Here is a 16,562-nt window from a genome sequence, read left to right as displayed (position 1 = left end):
ACCCCAGCCTATCGGGGCGGTGTGAACGTCGTGGAGGCGAACTGGGCCGAGTACAACCGTTGGTACGCACCCTCGGCCGCGATGAGCTCGTCGTGGGTCCCCTGCTCGACGATCCGGCCCTGTTCCATGACCACGATCAGGTCCGCGTCGCGGATGGTCGAGAGCCGGTGCGCCACCACGAAACTGGTGCGACCGGAGCGAAGATCGTTCATCGCCGCCTGCACCAGCGCCTCGGTGCGGGTGTCCACCGAACTGGTCGCCTCGTCCAGCACGAGGATCGCCGGATCAGCCAGGAACGCGCGGGCGATCGTGAGCAACTGCCGCTGACCGGCGCTCACTCCCCCGCCGTCGTCGGTGATCACGGTGTCGTAGCCGTCGGGCAGGGTGCGCACGAAGTGGTCGACCGAGGCGGCCTTCGCGGCGGCCAGGATCTGCTCCTCCGTGGGGTCGTCGGCGCCGTAGGCGATGTTCTCGCGGATCGTCCCCGAGAAGAGCCACGTGTCCTGCAGCACGACCCCGAAGTCGTCACGCAGCTCGCGGCGGCTCATCTCGGCGATGTCGACACCGTCGAGCGTGATGCGCCCGGCGTCGACGTCGTAGAAGCGCAGCACGAGGTTGGTCAGCGTCGTCTTGCCCGCGCCCGTGGGACCCACGATCGCGACCGTCTGACCCGGCTCGGCGACCAACGACAGGTCCTCGATCAGCGGCTCGTCGCTGTACGAGAAGTCGACGTGGTCGAACACGACGCGGCCGCGCAGCGGATCGGGCGCCGGGGCGTCCTCGCGGTCGGGGCGCTCGCGCTCCTCGTCGAGGAAGGCGAAGACGCGCTCGGCCGAGGCCATCCCCGACTGCAGCAGGTTCACCATCGCGGCCACCTGTGTCAGGGGTTGGGTGAACTGGCGCGAGTACTGGATGAACGCCTGCACCGAGCCCAGCGACAACGATCCGGAGGCGACGCGCAGACCGCCCACGACGGCGACCAGCACGTAGTTGAGGTTGGAGACGAACATCATCAAGGGCTGGATGACGCCGGAGATGAACTGCGCGCGGAACGCGGCCCCGAACAACGCATCGTTGGTGGTGGCGAACTCCTCCTCGGCGGCCTGCTGACGCCCGAAGACCTTGACGACCTCGTGACCGGTGAACGACTCCTCGACGATCGCGTTGAGCCGTCCGGTCTGCGTCCACTGGGCCACGAACTGCGGCTGCGAGCGCTTCATCACCGCACCGGTGATGACCAGCGCGACCGGGATCGTCACCAGCGCGATGATCGTCAGCAGCGGCGAGATCCAGAACATCATCGCCAGGGTGCCGATGACCATGAGAATGCTCGTGATCATCTGGCTCAGCGTCTGCTGCAGCGACTGGGCCAGGTTGTCCAGGTCGTTCGTGGTCCGCGACATGATCTCGCCGCGCTCCTGGCCGTCCAGGTGCGCCAGCGGTAGGTGATTCAACTGGTCCTCGACGTCGTTGCGCAGGTCGGCGACCATGCGTTGAACGACCGTGGTGGCCAGGACGCCCTGCAGCCACATGAACAGCGACGACACCAGGTAGATCACGGCGACGATCGCCAGGACCGTGCCCAGCTCGCGCATGTCGATCCCCTCGCCCGGGCGCAGGTCCAGCGCTCCGACGAGCTCGGCCAGCTGGTCCTGCCCGTCGGCACGCAGGGACGCGACCGCCTCGGCCTTCGTCATGCCCTCGGGGAACCGGCTCGAGATGAAGCCGTCGAAGATGATGTCCGTCGCGTGACCGAGCACCTTGGGCCCGATGACCGAGAGCGTCACACCGATCAGTCCGAAGAGGCCCAGCGAGAGCACCATCGTGCGATCGAGCAACAGTCGGCGGAAGACCCGGCCGGACGTCGCACGGAAGTTGTTCGCCTTCGCCGGCTTCTGCGGCGACCCGTGCCAGCTCATCGGGCCTCCTCCGGCGAGAGCTGCGACAGGACGATCTCGCGGTAGACCTCACAGTCGTCCATGAGCTCGTCGTGCGTGCCCGTGCCGACGACGCGACCCTCGTCGAGGACCACGATGCGCTCGGCCTGACGGATCGTGCTGATCCGCTGGGCGACGATCAGCACGGCCGCGTCGGCCGTCACCGGCTTGAGCGCGGAGCGGAGGGCGGCGTCCGTGGCGTAGTCCAGGGCCGAGAACGAGTCGTCGAATAGGTAGATCCGCGGTCGCTTCACCACGGCCCGGGCGATCGCGAGGCGCTGACGCTGGCCGCCGGAGAAGTTCGAGCCGCCCTGGGACACCGACGACTCCAGGCCGTCGGGCATCGCGCGCACGAAGTCCTCGGCCTGGGCGATCCGCAGCGCGTCCCACAGCTCGTCGTCGGTGGCGTCGGCGCGGCCGAACCGCAGGTTGTCCGCGATGGTGCCGCTGAACAGCAGCGCCTTCTGCGGCACGAGTCCGACCGCCCGCCACACGTCGGCGGGTCGCACGTCGCGGATGTCGAGGCCGTCGATCAGGACCCGTCCGGCCGTGACGTCGAACAGCCGCGCGACGAGGCCCAGCACGGTCGTCTTGCCGCTGCCGGTCGACCCGACGATCGCGGTGGTCTGGCCCGGGCGGGCGATGAAGGACACGTCCTCGACCACGGCGTGCTCGGCGCCCGGGTAGGCGAACGCCGCACCCTCGACGTCGACGCGCCCACCGACGAGGTCGACGCTCGGGACCTCGGGATCGAGGTCGATCGCGGGCTCGGTGCTCAGGACCTCGGTGATGCGCTCGGCCGAGACCTCCGAGCGCGGCCACAGCATGAACATGAAGGTCGCCATCATGACGGCCATCAGGGTCTGGATCAGGTACTGCTGGAACGCCGTCAGCTGACCGATCTGCAGGTCCCCTGCGCCCACCCGCGAGCCGCCCCACCACAGCACCAGGACGACCGAGAGATTCATGATTCCCATCAGCAGAGGAAAGAACGAGGACATGAGCCGACCGGCGCCGACGGCGACCTGGCGGTTCAGCTCGTTGGCCTCGGCGAAGCGGGCGGCCTCCTGGTCCTCACGCACGAACGCGCGCACGACACGTACGCCGGTGATCTGCTCGCGCATGATCTGGTTCAGGGTGTCGATCCGGACCTGCATCAGCCGGAAGAGCGGCCGCATCCGGGCGATGATCAGGCCCAACGAGATCGCCAGCACCGGCAGCACGATGAGGAAGACGCCCGACAGCGGCACGTCCTCGCGCAACGCCAGCACCAGCCCGCCGATGCCGGTGATCGGCGCGGCGACCATCATCGTCAGGCCCATGAAGAGCAGCAGTTGGACCTGCTGGACGTCGTTGGTGTTCCGGGTGATGAGCGTCGGCGGTCCGAACGAGGCGACCTCGCGGCTGCCGAACGACTGCACCTTGCCGAAGACCTCGCGGCGCAGGTCCCGGCCGACCGCCATCGCCACCCGCGAACCGACGAAGACGGCCACCACGTTGCACACGACCTGCAGCACCGTCACGCCCAGCATCAGGCCACCGACCTGCCAGATGTGCCCGACGTCGCCCTGGGCCACGCCCTCGTCGATGATGTCGGCGTTCAGGCCGGGCAGGTAGAGCGTGGCGACGGTCTGGATCAACTGGAAGAGGCAGACCACCAGGATTGACACCCGGTAGGGGCGCAGGTGGTGGCGCAGGAGCGCGATCAGCACGTGGTCACACTACGAGGCTCAACAACATGACGAACGCCAGTCCCGACACCGAGAGCACCGTCTCCATGAGAGACCACGTCTTGATCGTCTGGCCCACGGTCATGCCGAAGTACTCCTTGACCAACCAGAAGCCCGCGTCGTTGACATGGCTGAAGAAGACCGATCCGGCACCGATCGCCAGCACCATGAGCGAGGTCTCGGGGGTGCTGAGCCCTTCGGCGAGCGGCACCATGATGCCCGCGGCGGTCACCGTGGCCACGGTCGCCGAGCCGGTGGCGAGCCGGATCAGCACGGCCACGAGCCAGGCCACCAGCAGCACCGAGAGATCCGTCCCCTCGACCCACTCCGCGATCACGTCGGCGATGCCGGTGTCGACGAGCGTCTGCTTGAAGCCGCCGCCGGCGCCGACGATGAACACGATGCCCGCGATCGGGCCCAGGGAGTTGGCGACACTGTCGTTGATGCTCTGCCAGCTCATCCGGCCGCCCTTGCCGAACGTGAACAGGGCGACCAGGACCGAGATCAGCAGCGCGATCAGCGGCGTGCCGATGAAGTCGAGCGCCGCGCGAACGGTGCCCTGGGCGTCGACGATGTCCGCGACGGTCTTGGCCAGCATCAGCACGACGGGCAGCAGGACGGTGGCCAGCGTGATGGCGAACGAGGGACGGTCCTCTGCTTTGCGCGGCTCCTCGGCCTCGAACAGCGTCGGCGTCGGGACGTCGACCCAGCGGGTCGCGAGTTGGGCGAACAGAGGGCCCGCCACGATGATCGTCGGGATCGCCACCAGGACACCCAGGCCGAGGGTCAGGCCGAGGTCGGCCCCCAGCGCGTCCACCGCGATCAGCGGACCCGGGTGCGGGGGCACGAAGCCGTGCATCGCCGACAGGCCGGCCAGCGCGGGGATTCCCAACGCGATCAGCGACTGACCCGATCGGCGCGCGACCAGGAAGATGACCGGCATCAGGAGCACGAGGCCGATCTCGAAGAACATCGGCAGGCCGATGATCGCTCCGATCGCGGCCATCGCCCAGGGCAGCAGCTTCTCGGGCGACTTGCCGATGATCGTGTCGACGACCTGGTCCGCTCCCCCGGAGTCGGCCAGCAGCTTGCCGAACATCGCGCCCAGCGCGATCAGCATGCCCACTCCGGCGACGGTCGACCCGACACCGGCGCTGAAGCTCTCGACCGTGTCGGTCAGCGACATGCCGGCCGCGGCGCCCACCACGAGCGAGCCGAGCGTCAGACTCAGGAACGGGTGCAGCTTGGCCACCGTGATCAGCACGACGATGACGGTGATGCCCAGCAGCGCCGCCAGAATCAGTTGGGTCGAGTCACTCATGCCGGTCCTCCTGGCTGCGCAGCCAGACCAGGAACGCCGCAGCGATCCGATCGGGCGTCTCCGTGACGTCGAAGACGACGCCGTTCTCGTCGGCCTCGAGCGGCTCGAGGGTGGCCTCCTGGGACTCCAGCAGCGACACGGGCATGAAGTGGTCGCGCGCCTCCATGCGCGACTGGATCAGCGCGTGGTCGCCGACGAGGTGCAGGAAGACGGTGCGGGGCGCGTGCTGGGTCAGCACCTCGCGGTAGACCCGGCGCAGGGCCGAGCAGCTCACCACGCCGCCGGTCGCGTCGTGATCGGCCAGCCACTGGCCGATCAACTCGAGCCAGGGCCAGCGGTCCTCGTCGGTGAGCGCCTGGCCGGCCGACATCTTCTCGATGTTGGCCTTCGGGTGGTAATCGTCTCCGTCGGCGTACGGGACACCGGCACGGTCGGCGACGGCATGACCGACCGCCGATTTCCCGACCCCGGAGATCCCCATCACCACGACCAGGACCGGTTTCATGGCCAGAACCTTACGCCGCAACGCGGCGACCGTCGCGTCAGAGCAGGTCGCGCAGTTCCTTGGGCAACTCGAAGTCGTCGGCGGAGTTGGCGTCGAACCCGAACGCGCCCGCACCGGCGGGCTTGGTCGGTTCGGCCTTGGCCGCGGCGGCGCGCTTGGCGGGATTGCCCGACACGCGCTTGCCCTTCTTCTTGTTGGCCTGCTTCGGCTGCTTGGCGCCGGCGCGCTTGCCCGCACCCATGCCGGGCATCCCGGGCATGCCACCCATACCGGGCATGCCGGGCATTCCGCCGCCCTTGGCCATGCGCTGCATCATCTTGGCCGCCTCGAAGAAGCGGGTGACCAGCTGGTTGACGTCGCTGACCTGCGTGCCCGAGCCGCGGGCGATCCGGGCGCGGCGCGAACCGTCGATGATCTTGGGATTGTCGCGCTCGGCGGGCGTCATCGAGCGGATGATCGCCTTGATCTTGTCGATGTCCTTCTCGTCGAAGTTCGCGAGCTGGTCCTTGAACTGACCCATGCCCGGGAGCATCCCGAGCATCTTGGTCATCGACCCCATCTTCGACAGGGCCTCCATCTGCTGGAGGAAGTCGGCCAGCGTGAACGACCCGCCGGCGACCTTCTCGGCCGCGGCGGCCGCCTGCTCGGCGTCCATGACCTTCTCGGCCTGCTCGATGAGCGTCATGACGTCGCCCATGTCGAGGATGCGCGAGGCCATGCGGTCGGGGTGGAAGACGTCGAACTCGTCGAGCTTCTCGCCCGTGGAGGCGAACATGATCGGCCGGCCGGTGACCGAGCGGACCGACAGCGCGGCACCGCCGCGGGCGTCGCCGTCGAGCTTCGACAGGACGACACCGGTGAAGTCGACGCCCTCGAGGAAGGCCTCGGCCGTGCCGACCGCGTCCTGGCCGATCATCGCGTCGATGACGAACAGCACCTCGTCGGGCTGCGTGGCGTCGCGGATGTCCCGGGCCTGCTTCATCAGGTCGGCGTCGATCGCCAGGCGGCCGGCGGTGTCGATGACGACGACGTCGTGCAGCGTGCGCTTGGCCTCGGTGATGGCGTCGCGCGCGACCTGGACCGGGTCGCCGATGCTCTGGGTGCCCGAGGTGGTCTGGACCCCGCCGACGTTGCCGGCCTCGGGCGCGAAGACGGTGACCCCGGCCTGGTCGCCGACGACCTTCAACTGGGTGACGGCGTTGGGGCGCTGCAGGTCGGCCGCGACCAGCATGGGCGAGTGGCCCTGGGCCTTGAGCCAGCGACCCAGCTTGCCCGCGAGGGTCGTCTTGCCCGCGCCCTGGAGGCCGGCCAGCATGATGACGGTCGGCGGGTTCTTGGCGAAGCGGATGCGACGCGTCTCGCCACCGAGGATGCGCACGAGCTCGTCGTTGACGATCTTGATGACCTGCTGCGCCGGGTTGAGCGCCTGGCTCACCTCGGCGCCGCGGGCGCGCTCCTTGACGTTGGAGATGAACTCGCGCACGACCGGCACGGCGACATCGGCGTCGAGCAGAGCGACGCGGATCTCGCGGGCGACCGCGTCGATGTCGGCGTCGGACAGCTTGCCCTTGCCGCGGAGTCCCTTGAATGCCGACTGGAGCCGGTCCTGCAGCGAATCGAACATAGGTCCCCAGAGTAGCCGAGCACTCGTCAGGACAGGGCGTCGCTCACCGCCTGGCGCAACACCTGCGCCGCTTCGTCCGTCAGGGCCCGGTTGTCGTCGTCCGTCGCGTAGAAGACGTCGCGGGCCTCGTCGCCGTAGGTCGACAGGTGCGCCGAGCGGATGTGGTGCCCCAGCGACGCGATCGTGTGACACACCGTCCACACCAGACCCCGGCGATCCAGCGTGCGCACCTGCACCAGGGTGGCGGACTGCTCGGAGGTGTCCAGCACGCTGACGCGCGGCTCGTACTCGTCGCGTTCGAGGCGATAGGCGAGACGCTGCGACAGGTCCATCCGGCCCTCGAGCACGGGCTTCAGCCGTTGGGTGAGCGCCGCCGTGTCGACCTGGGGCCGGGAGACCTCCCACAATGTCGCCGCCACGCTGCCGATCGTGACGCTGCGACAGGACCGGATGTTCAGCCCGGCGACCGTCAGCCCACCGGCCAGGTCCGCGAGCATGCCGCGGCGATCGGCCGAGACGATGGTGATGAGCGAGCCGTCGTGGTGCGGCTGAGCGGTCACGATGAGCTCGTCGGGGGCCACGGACTGGATCTGCGGGACCGGGACGTGCGCCGGCCAGCCGGCATACTCCACCTCCTCGACAGGCGCCCGCCCGCAGAGCTGGTCGCGGACCTTGCCGACGAGCCCTTCGATCAGGCTCCGGCGCCAATCGCTCCACGCCCCGGCGCTGGTGGCTCGAGCGTCGCAGGCCGTCAGGGCGGCCAGCAGGTCCAGCGCGCCCTCGTCCGCGATGAACTCGGCGACGTTGGCCGCCGTGACGGGGTCCTCGATGTCGCGCCGGGTCGCGATCGTGGGCAGCAACAGGTGCCGCCGGACCAGCCAGCCGACCGTCCGCGCGTCCTCGTCGTCGAAGCCCCAGCGCCGCGCGATGGCCACGGCCATCGGCTCGCCCACCTCGCTGTGATCGCCCTCGACTCCCTTGCCGATGTCGTGCAGGAGGCACGCCACCGCCAGCAGGTCCGGACGAGCGACGTCGCGGTTGAGCTCGTCGGCGTTCACGACCGCCTCGAGACTGTGGCGGTCGACGGTGAACCGGTGGATCGGCGACGACGAGCCCCGCAGCCGGATGCCCGCCCACTCGGGACAGAAGGAGTCGATCAGGCCGGCGAAGTCCAGTTGCAGCCACACCGGCACCAGGCGGCGGCCCGCCGTCAGCCACTCCAGCAGCCAGCGGTGGGTCGACGGCGGCATCGGCTCGTCGGGCCACCGGATGTCGCGGGCCAGCCGGTCCAGCGACGCCTGGTTGATCGGCAGGTTGCGCCGCGCCGACGAGGTCGCGACCCGGAACAGCAGCTCGGGATCCTCGGCCGGCTTGGCGTCCGCCGTCAACACGATCTCACCGTCGAGGAGGCCCACGCCCGGAACGATCCGCTCGATCACCGGGCCTCGGCTGCCGACCGAGCGGTGCGGGTCGCGGTCGAGCTCGTCGAGGCGGCGCCACGCACGCGCCACCAGGTGGTCGATCCGGCGGCCCAGGTCCCGGACGTGGACGTCGAGGTCCACGGGCGACCGGTCCAGCCGAGCGGCGATGTCCGGCACCAGCTCGGGCAGCAGCTTGTCGGAGCGGCGCCCGCCGACCTCGTGCAGCAGGTCGCGGACGTCGAGGAGCTCGTCGGTCAGCTGGGACACCTCGTGGGTGGGCACGTCGACCAGCCAGGTGGCCGCGATCGCCTTCAGCAGCACGGTGTCGCGCAGCCCTCCGCCGGAGTTCTTCAGGTCGGGCACGGCCTCGTAGGCCAGTTGGCCCGAACGCTCGAGCCGGGCATCGCGGTCCTCTCGCACGGCGACCAACCGGCGGCGCGCCTCACGCCGCCAGCCGGCCAGCACCGTGGAGCGCATCGCGACGACCGCGCCGGCGTCCCCGGCCACGCAACGGGCGTCGATGACACCGACCGCCACGCGATGGTCGGTCGAGGCCAGGTGCTCGGCCTCGGTGATCGAGTGGACAGCATGGTCCAGGGGAACCTTCGCCTCCCACAACCGGCTCCACAGCTGCGCGGCGCGGGTGTCCACCTCGGCGGGATCGAGCTGGTCGGAATGGATCAGGACCACGTCGACGTCACTGTGCGGCGACAGCCGACCACGCCCGTAACCGCCGACGGCCGCCAGGGCCAGGCCGGTCTCGATGTCACCGGCCACTGCCGCGAACGCGTCGCGCAGCAGCCGGTCCATCTCCTCGGCCCGGCCCCGGCGGGCCAGGTCCAGCGTGGGGCTCAGAGTGCCGCTTCGTCCGTCTCGCCGGTGCGCACGCGCACGACGGAGTCCACCGGCATGACCCAGACCTTGCCGTCGCCGATCTTGCCCGTCTGGGCGGCCGAGACGATCGTCGAGACGACCCCCTCGACGTCGGCGTCGTCGACGACGACCTCCAGGCGGATCTTCGGAACCAGCGAGACGTCGTACTCGGCGCCGCGGTAGACCTCGGTGTGCCCCTTCTGCTGGCCGTAGCCGCTGGCCTCCGTGACGGTCATCCCGGCGACTCCCGAGGCGGCGAGCGCCTCGCGGACCTCTTCCCACTTGTGCGGCTTGATCACTGCGGTGACGAGCTTCATGCGTTCATTCTCCCGTTCTCAGAGGATCGTGCCGGAGGACCCGGCGATGTCGTAGGCGGATTCGCCGTGTTCGGAGAAGTCGATCCCGTTCGTGACCTCGTCCTCGTCCTCGACGCGCCAGCCGATCGTGTGCTTGATCGCCAGGGCGATCAGCGTGGTGAAGACGCCGGTCCAGATCACCGCGATGACCACGGCCATCGTCTGGTTGAACAGCGAATCGAAGCCGCCGCCGTAGAGGAGGCCGTCGATGCCACCGGGAGCCGACGAGGTGGACAGGAAGCCGATCAGGAGCGTACCGACGAGGCCGCCGACGAGGTGGACGCCCACGACGTCGAGCGAGTCGTCGAGGCCCCACCTGAACTTGAGCCCGACGGCCCAGGCGCACAGACCGCCCGAGATCGCACCGATCGCGATGGCGCCGACGATGTTGACCGCACCGGCGGCGGGGGTGATCGCGACCAGGCCCGCGACGATGCCAGAGGCCGCACCGAGCGAGGTCGCCTTGCCGTGCAGCAGCTTCTCGACCAGCAGCCAGGCCAGGATCGCGGCCATCGTGGCGACCGTGGTGTTCATGAAGGTGACACCGGTCTCGGTCATGAACTGAGCCGTCATCTCGGCGTCGGAGGCACCCTCGGCGAAGACGATGGAGCCGACGTTGAAGCCGTACCAGCCGAACCACAGCAGCGCCGCGCCCATCATCGTCAGCGGCAGGTTGTGCGGGCGCATCTGCTCACGCGGCCACCCGATGCGCTTGCCGATGATCAGGGCGAGGATGCCGCCCGCGATGCCGGCGTTGATGTGAACGACGGTGCCGCCGGCGTAGTCCTGCGCCGGGAAGTGCTCGTGGATGAAGCCCCCTCCCCACACCATGTGCGCGATCGGGAAGTACGAGAACGTGACCCACAGCGGCAGGAAGACCAGCCAGGCGGAGAACTTGACGCGGTCGGCGATCGCGCCCGAGATGAGGGCGGCGGTGATGATCGCGAAGGTCATCTGGAACGCGACGGAGATGTAGTCGCCCCACTCGACTCCCTCGAGGCCGAAGAGCTCGAAGGGATTGGCGAAGAAGCCGCCGGCGCTCTGCGTGCCGAACGACATCGACCAGCCCCACAGCACGTACACGAGGCCCACGACCGCCGCGGCGGCGTAGGACATCATCATCATGTTGAGCACTGATCGGGCTCGGGTCATGCCGCCGTAGAAGAGGGCGAGCGCGGGCACAGTCATGAGGAGCACCATGGCTGTGGCCATGAGCATCCAGGCGTAGTAACCATCCATGAGCGTCACTGTGGCGGACGTGGATTTCGCGGAACGGCGCCACCGGATTTCGTCTCCGTTTCGTGTTTCGGCGCAGATTTCACGAATGTTTCGTCAACCGGAGACGTCCGTACGGTAGACGCCGCGACAGCGGCGGGAGCTCAGTCGAGGAGGGCGTCGACGAAGTCCTCCGGCTCGAACGGAGCCAGATCGTCGGGGCCCTCCCCCAGGCCGACGAACTTCACCGGGACGCCCAGCTCGCGCTGGACGGCGATGACGATGCCGCCCTTGGCGGTGCCGTCGAGCTTGGTCAGGACGATGCCGGTGACGTCGACGACCTCACTGAACACGCGGGCCTGGGTGAGGCCGTTCTGGCCGGTGGTCGCGTCGATGACCAGCAGCACCTCGGTGACCGGGGCCTGCTTCTCGATGACGCGCTTGACCTTGCCGAGCTCGTCCATCAGGCCGGACTTGGTGTGCAGGCGGCCGGCCGTGTCGACCAGGACGACGTCGACACCGTCGGAGATGCCCTGCTTGACCGTCTCGAAGCCGACGCTGGCCGGATCGGCGCCCTCGTGACTGCGGACGACCGGCACGCCGACGCGCCCGCCCCAGGTCTCGAGCTGGTCGGCGGCCGCGGCGCGGAACGTGTCGGCCGCGCCGAGCAGCACGGAGCGGTCCTCGGCCACCAGGACACGCGCGAGGCGACCGACGGTCGTGGTCTTGCCGGTGCCGTTGACGCCGACCACCAGGACGACGCCGGGCTTGTCGTCGTCGCCGGTGGCGTGCAGGGTGCGGTCCAGGGAGGGGCCGACGAGGCCGAGCAGCTCCTCGCGGAGCACCGCCTTCGCGCGGGCGGGGTCCTTGGCGCCCTCCGCGGCCAGCCGGGCACGCAGGTTGGTGACGAGCTCGGTGGTGGGGCCGACGCCGACGTCGGCCGCCAGCAGGGTGTCCTCGATCTCCTCCCACTCGTCCTCGGTGAGGTCGCCACCGCCGAGCAGGGTCAGCAGGCCGCGACCCAGGCTGGACTGCGAGCGCGAGAGCCGCGAGCGCAGCCGTGCGAGCCGGCCCTGCGGGGTCTCGGGACGCTCGATGGTGGGCGTGGCCAGCGCGGGCTCGGCGACCGGCTCCTCCTCGAGGACACCGGCCTCGAGCTCCTCGACCTCGTCGAGGTCGACCTCGCGCAGCTCGGGATGCTCGATCTCCCGCTCGGTCAGCTCGTCCATGACGTCCGGCGGAGGCAGCTCCCGGTGCCGGCGCGCGACGAGATAGGCGATGCCGGCGCCGAGGACGACGACGGCCGCGGCGATCAGGACGACAAGCAGGACAAGGCTCTCGTTGGTCACGGGTCCACCCTAGACAGGGACCGCGTGGGTCACGACGGGCCTGTCGGCGGGTCGCACCTCGATCACCGACGCGAACCGCGCCAGCACGCTGGGGCTGTGGCTGATGACGACGAGACTGCGACCCCCCGGACCCGCCAGGGCGAGCACGTCGTCCATCAACGCCGCGGCCGTCGGAGCGTCCAGGTGCTCGGTCGGCTCGTCCAGCACCAGGACCCGGTGGTCGGCCAGCAGCAGCCGCGCCAGGCACAGACGCTGGCGCTCGCCCCCGGAGAGGCGCCCGCCGTGCTCGCCCACCGAGGTGTCGAGCCCTTGCGGCATGGCGTCGACCGCGGCCAGCAGCCCGGCGGACGCCAGAGCGGCACGCAGCCGGTCGTCGTCCGCGTCGGGGTCCGCGATCCGCAGGTTCTCGCGGACGGACGTGTCGAAGACGGCATCGTCCTGACCGAGGTAGCCCACCCGACGACGCACGTCGGCCGCGAGGATGTCGCGCGTCGGCACCCCGCCCAGCACGATGTCGCCCTGCCAGGTCGGCAGCAGCCGCGCCAGCGCGTAGGCGAGTGTCGACTTGCCGACCCCGCTGGGCCCGGTGACGGCGACGACCTCGCCCTCGCCCACGCGGAACGAGATCGGTGCGGTCACCGGCCCCTCCCAGCCGACGACGACGTCGTCCACGACGAGGTCGTAGGCGTCGGGCAGATCCGCGGGGCGTTCGGGATCCACGACCGGGTTCGACAGCGCGGCCAGTGCCGCCAGCCTCTCCCCCGCGGCCGCGATCTCGGGTCGGAGCCGCTCGGCCTCGGACCAACCGTCCCACGGCTCGACCAGCGCGATGGGCGCCAGGAGGATGACGCCGATGACGACGGGGTCGATCCCGGCCGACCACGCGGCCAGGAGGGCGACGGTCAGGCCGGCGACGGCCAGCACGATCGCCGAGCCCATCCCGGCGACGCTCGCACCGCCGGACTGTGCCGACTGCGCGTCCTGCGTGGCGGCCCGGGCCTTGGCGCGCGCCTCGTCGGCAGCACCGAACGCGACCAGCTCGCGGGCTGCGACCGCCGACGCCGCGACCTCGGCCGACAGTCGGCCCTGGGCCTCGGCCCGGCCGCTGCGGCGAGCCCCGACCAGCGGCACGAGGCGGCGCAAGGCGATCGCGCAGACGGCGACGCCGGCGAGGATCACGAGGCCGGAGCGCGCGTCGAGGACGCCCACCACGCCCACGACCACGAGGGTCGCCACGAGGCCGACCCACCACGGCACGCGCAGACGCAGCAGCCGGTCCTGCATCCGGGCGACATCGGCGACGACGCGGCTGACCAGGTCGCCCCGGCGCAGGCCGCCCAGACCGGCGGGAGCCGCACGGTCCAGAGCGACGTACGTCGTGACGCGCTGCTCGACCGCGTCGGCCAGAGCGACGTCGTGGGTCGCGAGCCGCTCGAGGTACCGCAGCACCGAGCGCGAGATGCCGAAGAAGCGCACCGAGACGATCGCGACCATGAGGTACAGGACCGGCGGCTGCTCGGCCGCGCGGACGATGAGCCAGGCCGAGGCCAGCAGCAGGCCGACGGCGGCCAGCTGGGCGGCGACTCCCATGGTGACGCCGTACGCCAGGCGCGCCCGGCGGGGATACGTGCGGCTCATGACGCGACCTCCACGACGCGATCGGCGGCGGCGACCGACTCGGGCCGGTGTGTCACCACCAGGACGGTTCCGCCCGAGGCACGCAGCGCCTCGAGCACCTGGGCCTCGTGGTGGGCGTCGAGCCCGGCGGTGGGCTCGTCCAGCAGGACCAGCCACGCTCCACGACGGCGGACCCGCAACAGGGCCCGGGCCACGGCGAGACGGCGACGCTCCCCCGCCGACAGGTCGGTCGTGCCTTCGCGGACGACCCGATCGAGATCCAGGTCCAGGCCGGCGTCCCGCGTCGCGGCGGCGATCTCGGCGCGATCGGCGCCGGGCTGGCCGAGGGCGACGTTGTCGGCGAGGGTGCCACCGACCAGATGCGGCGTCTGGGGCACCCAGGCGACGGACTCGCGCCACGCGGCCACGTCGAGGTCGGCCAGCGACGTGCCGCCGACGGTGACCTCACCGTCGTCCAGGCGCTCGAAGCCCAGCAGGACGTCCAACAGGGTCGACTTGCCGCCACCGGAGGGACCGACGACCGCGACGAACTCCCCCGGTGCGACGTGCAGGTCGTCCACGGCCAGCGACACGGCGGTGCGGCCGGGATGCGTCAGGCGGGCTCCCCGCACCGCGATCGGTGCAGGTGCCGTCGGCGGGGCGACGGTGCCGTGGTGGCGGTCGTGGTCGAGCAGGTCCAGCAGCTCGGCGGTCGCGGTGGCGCCCTCCGTGCTGTCGTGGAACATCATCCCGACCCGGCGCACCGGCAGGTACGCCTCCGGCGCCAGCAGCAGCACGAACATCGCGTCACGCAGGCCCAGTCCTCCGTCGACGACGCGCAGCCCCACGCTGACGGCCACGAGCGCGACCGAGATCGTCGAGATGAGCTCGAGGACGAGCGAGGACAGGAAGGCCAGCCGCAGGGCGCGCATCGTCTCGACGCGATGCCGGTCCCCGACCTCGCGGATGCCCTGCTCCTGGCGACGCCCGAACACCTTGAGCACGACCAGGCCGTCGAGCACGTCGGTGAAGTGCCGGGCGAGGCGCTCCATCGCGGCCCACCGGCGGGTGACCCGGTCCCGGGTCAGGACGCCGACGAGCCACATGAACAGCCCGATCAACGGCAGCGTCACCACGATGATGACGGCCGACAGCAGATCGACCCACGCGATCGACGCCACGACGGCGGCGGGCACGATCGCGGCGAGCCCCAGCTGCGGCAGGAAACGCCCGACGTACCCGTCGAAGGCGTCCATGCCCGGTCCGAGCAGGGCCACCAGTCGACCGCTCTCGGGGCGCGGGCCGACCCGCCGCGGGTCGAGGAGGTCGTCGACCACCTCGGCCCGCAGCTCGGCCTTCACCCGGATGGCAGCGCGCTCGCTGACCACCCCGTGCGCCCAGGCGATCGCCGCACGCAGCCCGAAGGCAGCCGCGATGGCGATCGGGAACAGCAGCACCTCGTCGCCGTCGAAGCGCCGGGCGACGACCTCGGCGACACACCACGAGACGCCGATGACCAGCAGGGCCGTCAGGACGCCGAGGAGCACCGACCACACCAGATGGGTGCGGACGGTGCTCGAACGGCGGACCAGCCGGGGGTCCAGGGGCTTCATGCCGGGATGTGCTGCACGCCGATGCGCTTGCGGAACACCCAGTACGACCAGGACTGGTACATCAGCACGATGGGCACGAAGGCCACGGCCACCCAGGTCATGATCTTCAGCGTGTACGGCGTCGAAGACGCGTTCTCGGTGTTCAGGCTGTACGCGGCGTCCAGGCTCGAGGGCATGACGTCGGGGAACAGCGCGACGAACAGCATCGTGACGACCCCGGCGATCGCGACCGCCGTGCCGATGAAGGCCCAGCCGTCGCGGCCTGCCCGGCTGGCCGCCAGCCCGCCGAGGAACGCGACCGCCGCCACGGCGCCGATCAACCAGACCGCCAGGTCACCGTCGCGGATGGCCGTCCAGCCGATGAAGAGCACGGCGAGGACCGCTGCGACGGCGCCGACCTTCTGGGCGAACACGTGGGCGCGCTCGCGGATGTCGCCGACGGTCTTGAGTGCGACGAAGACCGCACCGTGGACCAGGAAGACCGTGGTCGTGAGCAGGCCGCCGAGCAGCGCGTACGGGTTCAGCAGGTTGAAGAACCCGCCGACGTACTCGTGCGAGGAGTCGATCGGGACGCCACGGATGATGTTCGCGAAGGCAACGCCCCACAGCAGGGCGGGCAGGAACGAGCCGATGATGATGGCCCAGTCCCAGCGGTCACGCCAGGCCTGGTCGTCGCGCTTGCCGCGGTACTCGAAGGCCACGCCGCGGATGATCAGCGCGACGAGGATGAGGAACAGCGGCAGGTAGAACCCGCTGAACAAGGTGGCGTACCACTCGGGGAAGGCGGCGAACAGCGCGCCGCCGCCGACCAGGAGCCAGACCTCGTTGCCGTCCCACAGGGGGCCGATGGTGTTGATGAGGACGCGGCGCTCCTTCTCGTCCTTGGCCAGCAGGCCGACGAGCATGCCGACCCCGAAGTCGAAGCCCTCGAGGACGAAGTAGCCGACGAACAGGACGCCGATCAGGATGAACCAGACGGTGGTGAGTTCCATGTCGTGCTC

General features: G+C 70.3%; 12 protein-coding genes. All 12 read right to left on the bottom strand.

The window, feature by feature from the left end; translation table 11 throughout:
- Positions 1–8: 8 nt before the first annotated feature.
- Complete coding sequence (locus H9L21_RS07555) at positions 9–1,919, bottom strand: ABC transporter ATP-binding protein (protein WP_154595038.1); 1,911 nt, start codon at positions 1,917–1,919, stop codon at positions 9–11.
- Positions 1,916–3,649, bottom strand: a complete 1,734-nt coding sequence (locus tag H9L21_RS07550) for an ABC transporter ATP-binding protein (protein ID WP_187411912.1) — start codon at positions 3,647–3,649, stop codon at positions 1,916–1,918. Before H9L21_RS07550 ends, H9L21_RS07555 begins: the two co-directional genes overlap by 4 nt.
- 4 nt (positions 3,650–3,653) lie before the next feature.
- The gene (locus H9L21_RS07545; RefSeq protein WP_154595039.1) at positions 3,654–4,988 is read right to left on the bottom strand and encodes a GntP family permease; all 1,335 of its coding nucleotides are present in this window, start codon (positions 4,986–4,988) and stop codon (positions 3,654–3,656) included.
- A complete protein-coding gene (locus tag H9L21_RS07540) occupies positions 4,981–5,493 on the bottom strand; it encodes a gluconokinase (RefSeq protein ID WP_154595040.1) in 513 nt (170 codons plus the stop codon). The genes H9L21_RS07545 and H9L21_RS07540 overlap by 8 nt, the downstream gene beginning before the upstream one ends.
- A gap of 37 nt (positions 5,494–5,530) precedes the next feature.
- Positions 5,531–7,117 carry a signal recognition particle protein gene (gene ffh / locus H9L21_RS07535; RefSeq protein WP_154595041.1) on the bottom strand — a complete coding sequence of 529 codons (1,587 nt, stop codon included), beginning with the start codon at positions 7,115–7,117 and terminating at the stop codon, positions 5,531–5,533.
- A gap of 26 nt (positions 7,118–7,143) precedes the next feature.
- Complete coding sequence (locus H9L21_RS07530) at positions 7,144–9,375, bottom strand: [protein-PII] uridylyltransferase (protein ID WP_255467506.1); 2,232 nt, start codon at positions 9,373–9,375, stop codon at positions 7,144–7,146.
- Positions 9,376–9,389: 14 nt separating this feature from the next.
- Positions 9,390–9,728 (bottom strand): P-II family nitrogen regulator, encoded by a 339-nt coding sequence (locus tag H9L21_RS07525; protein WP_154595043.1) that lies wholly within the window; start codon positions 9,726–9,728, stop codon positions 9,390–9,392.
- Positions 9,729–9,746: 18 nt separating this feature from the next.
- Positions 9,747–11,006, bottom strand: coding sequence for an ammonium transporter (locus H9L21_RS07520; RefSeq protein ID WP_154595044.1), 1,260 nt, complete (start codon positions 11,004–11,006; stop codon positions 9,747–9,749).
- 140 nt (positions 11,007–11,146) lie between these two features.
- Positions 11,147–12,331, bottom strand: a complete 1,185-nt coding sequence (gene ftsY / locus H9L21_RS07515) for a signal recognition particle-docking protein FtsY (protein ID WP_187411911.1) — start codon at positions 12,329–12,331, stop codon at positions 11,147–11,149.
- A gap of 9 nt (positions 12,332–12,340) precedes the next feature.
- Positions 12,341–13,969, bottom strand: coding sequence for a thiol reductant ABC exporter subunit CydC (gene cydC, locus H9L21_RS07510; protein ID WP_154595045.1), 1,629 nt, complete (start codon positions 13,967–13,969; stop codon positions 12,341–12,343).
- Positions 13,966–15,561 (bottom strand): thiol reductant ABC exporter subunit CydD, encoded by a 1,596-nt coding sequence (gene cydD, locus H9L21_RS07505; protein ID WP_154595046.1) that lies wholly within the window; start codon positions 15,559–15,561, stop codon positions 13,966–13,968. Before cydD ends, cydC begins: the two co-directional genes overlap by 4 nt.
- Positions 15,558–16,553 carry a cytochrome d ubiquinol oxidase subunit II gene (gene cydB, locus H9L21_RS07500; RefSeq protein ID WP_154595047.1) on the bottom strand — a complete coding sequence of 332 codons (996 nt, stop codon included), beginning with the start codon at positions 16,551–16,553 and terminating at the stop codon, positions 15,558–15,560. The genes cydD and cydB overlap by 4 nt, the downstream gene beginning before the upstream one ends.
- Between the last annotated feature and the right edge of the window lie 9 nt (positions 16,554–16,562).

It is taken from the genome of Aeromicrobium senzhongii (assembly GCF_014334735.1).
GTDB classification, from domain to species: Bacteria; Actinomycetota; Actinomycetes; order Propionibacteriales; family Nocardioidaceae; genus Aeromicrobium; species Aeromicrobium senzhongii.
Note: the sequence above shows the minus strand (reverse complement) of the source record. Positions and strands in the feature narration are given on the sequence as shown.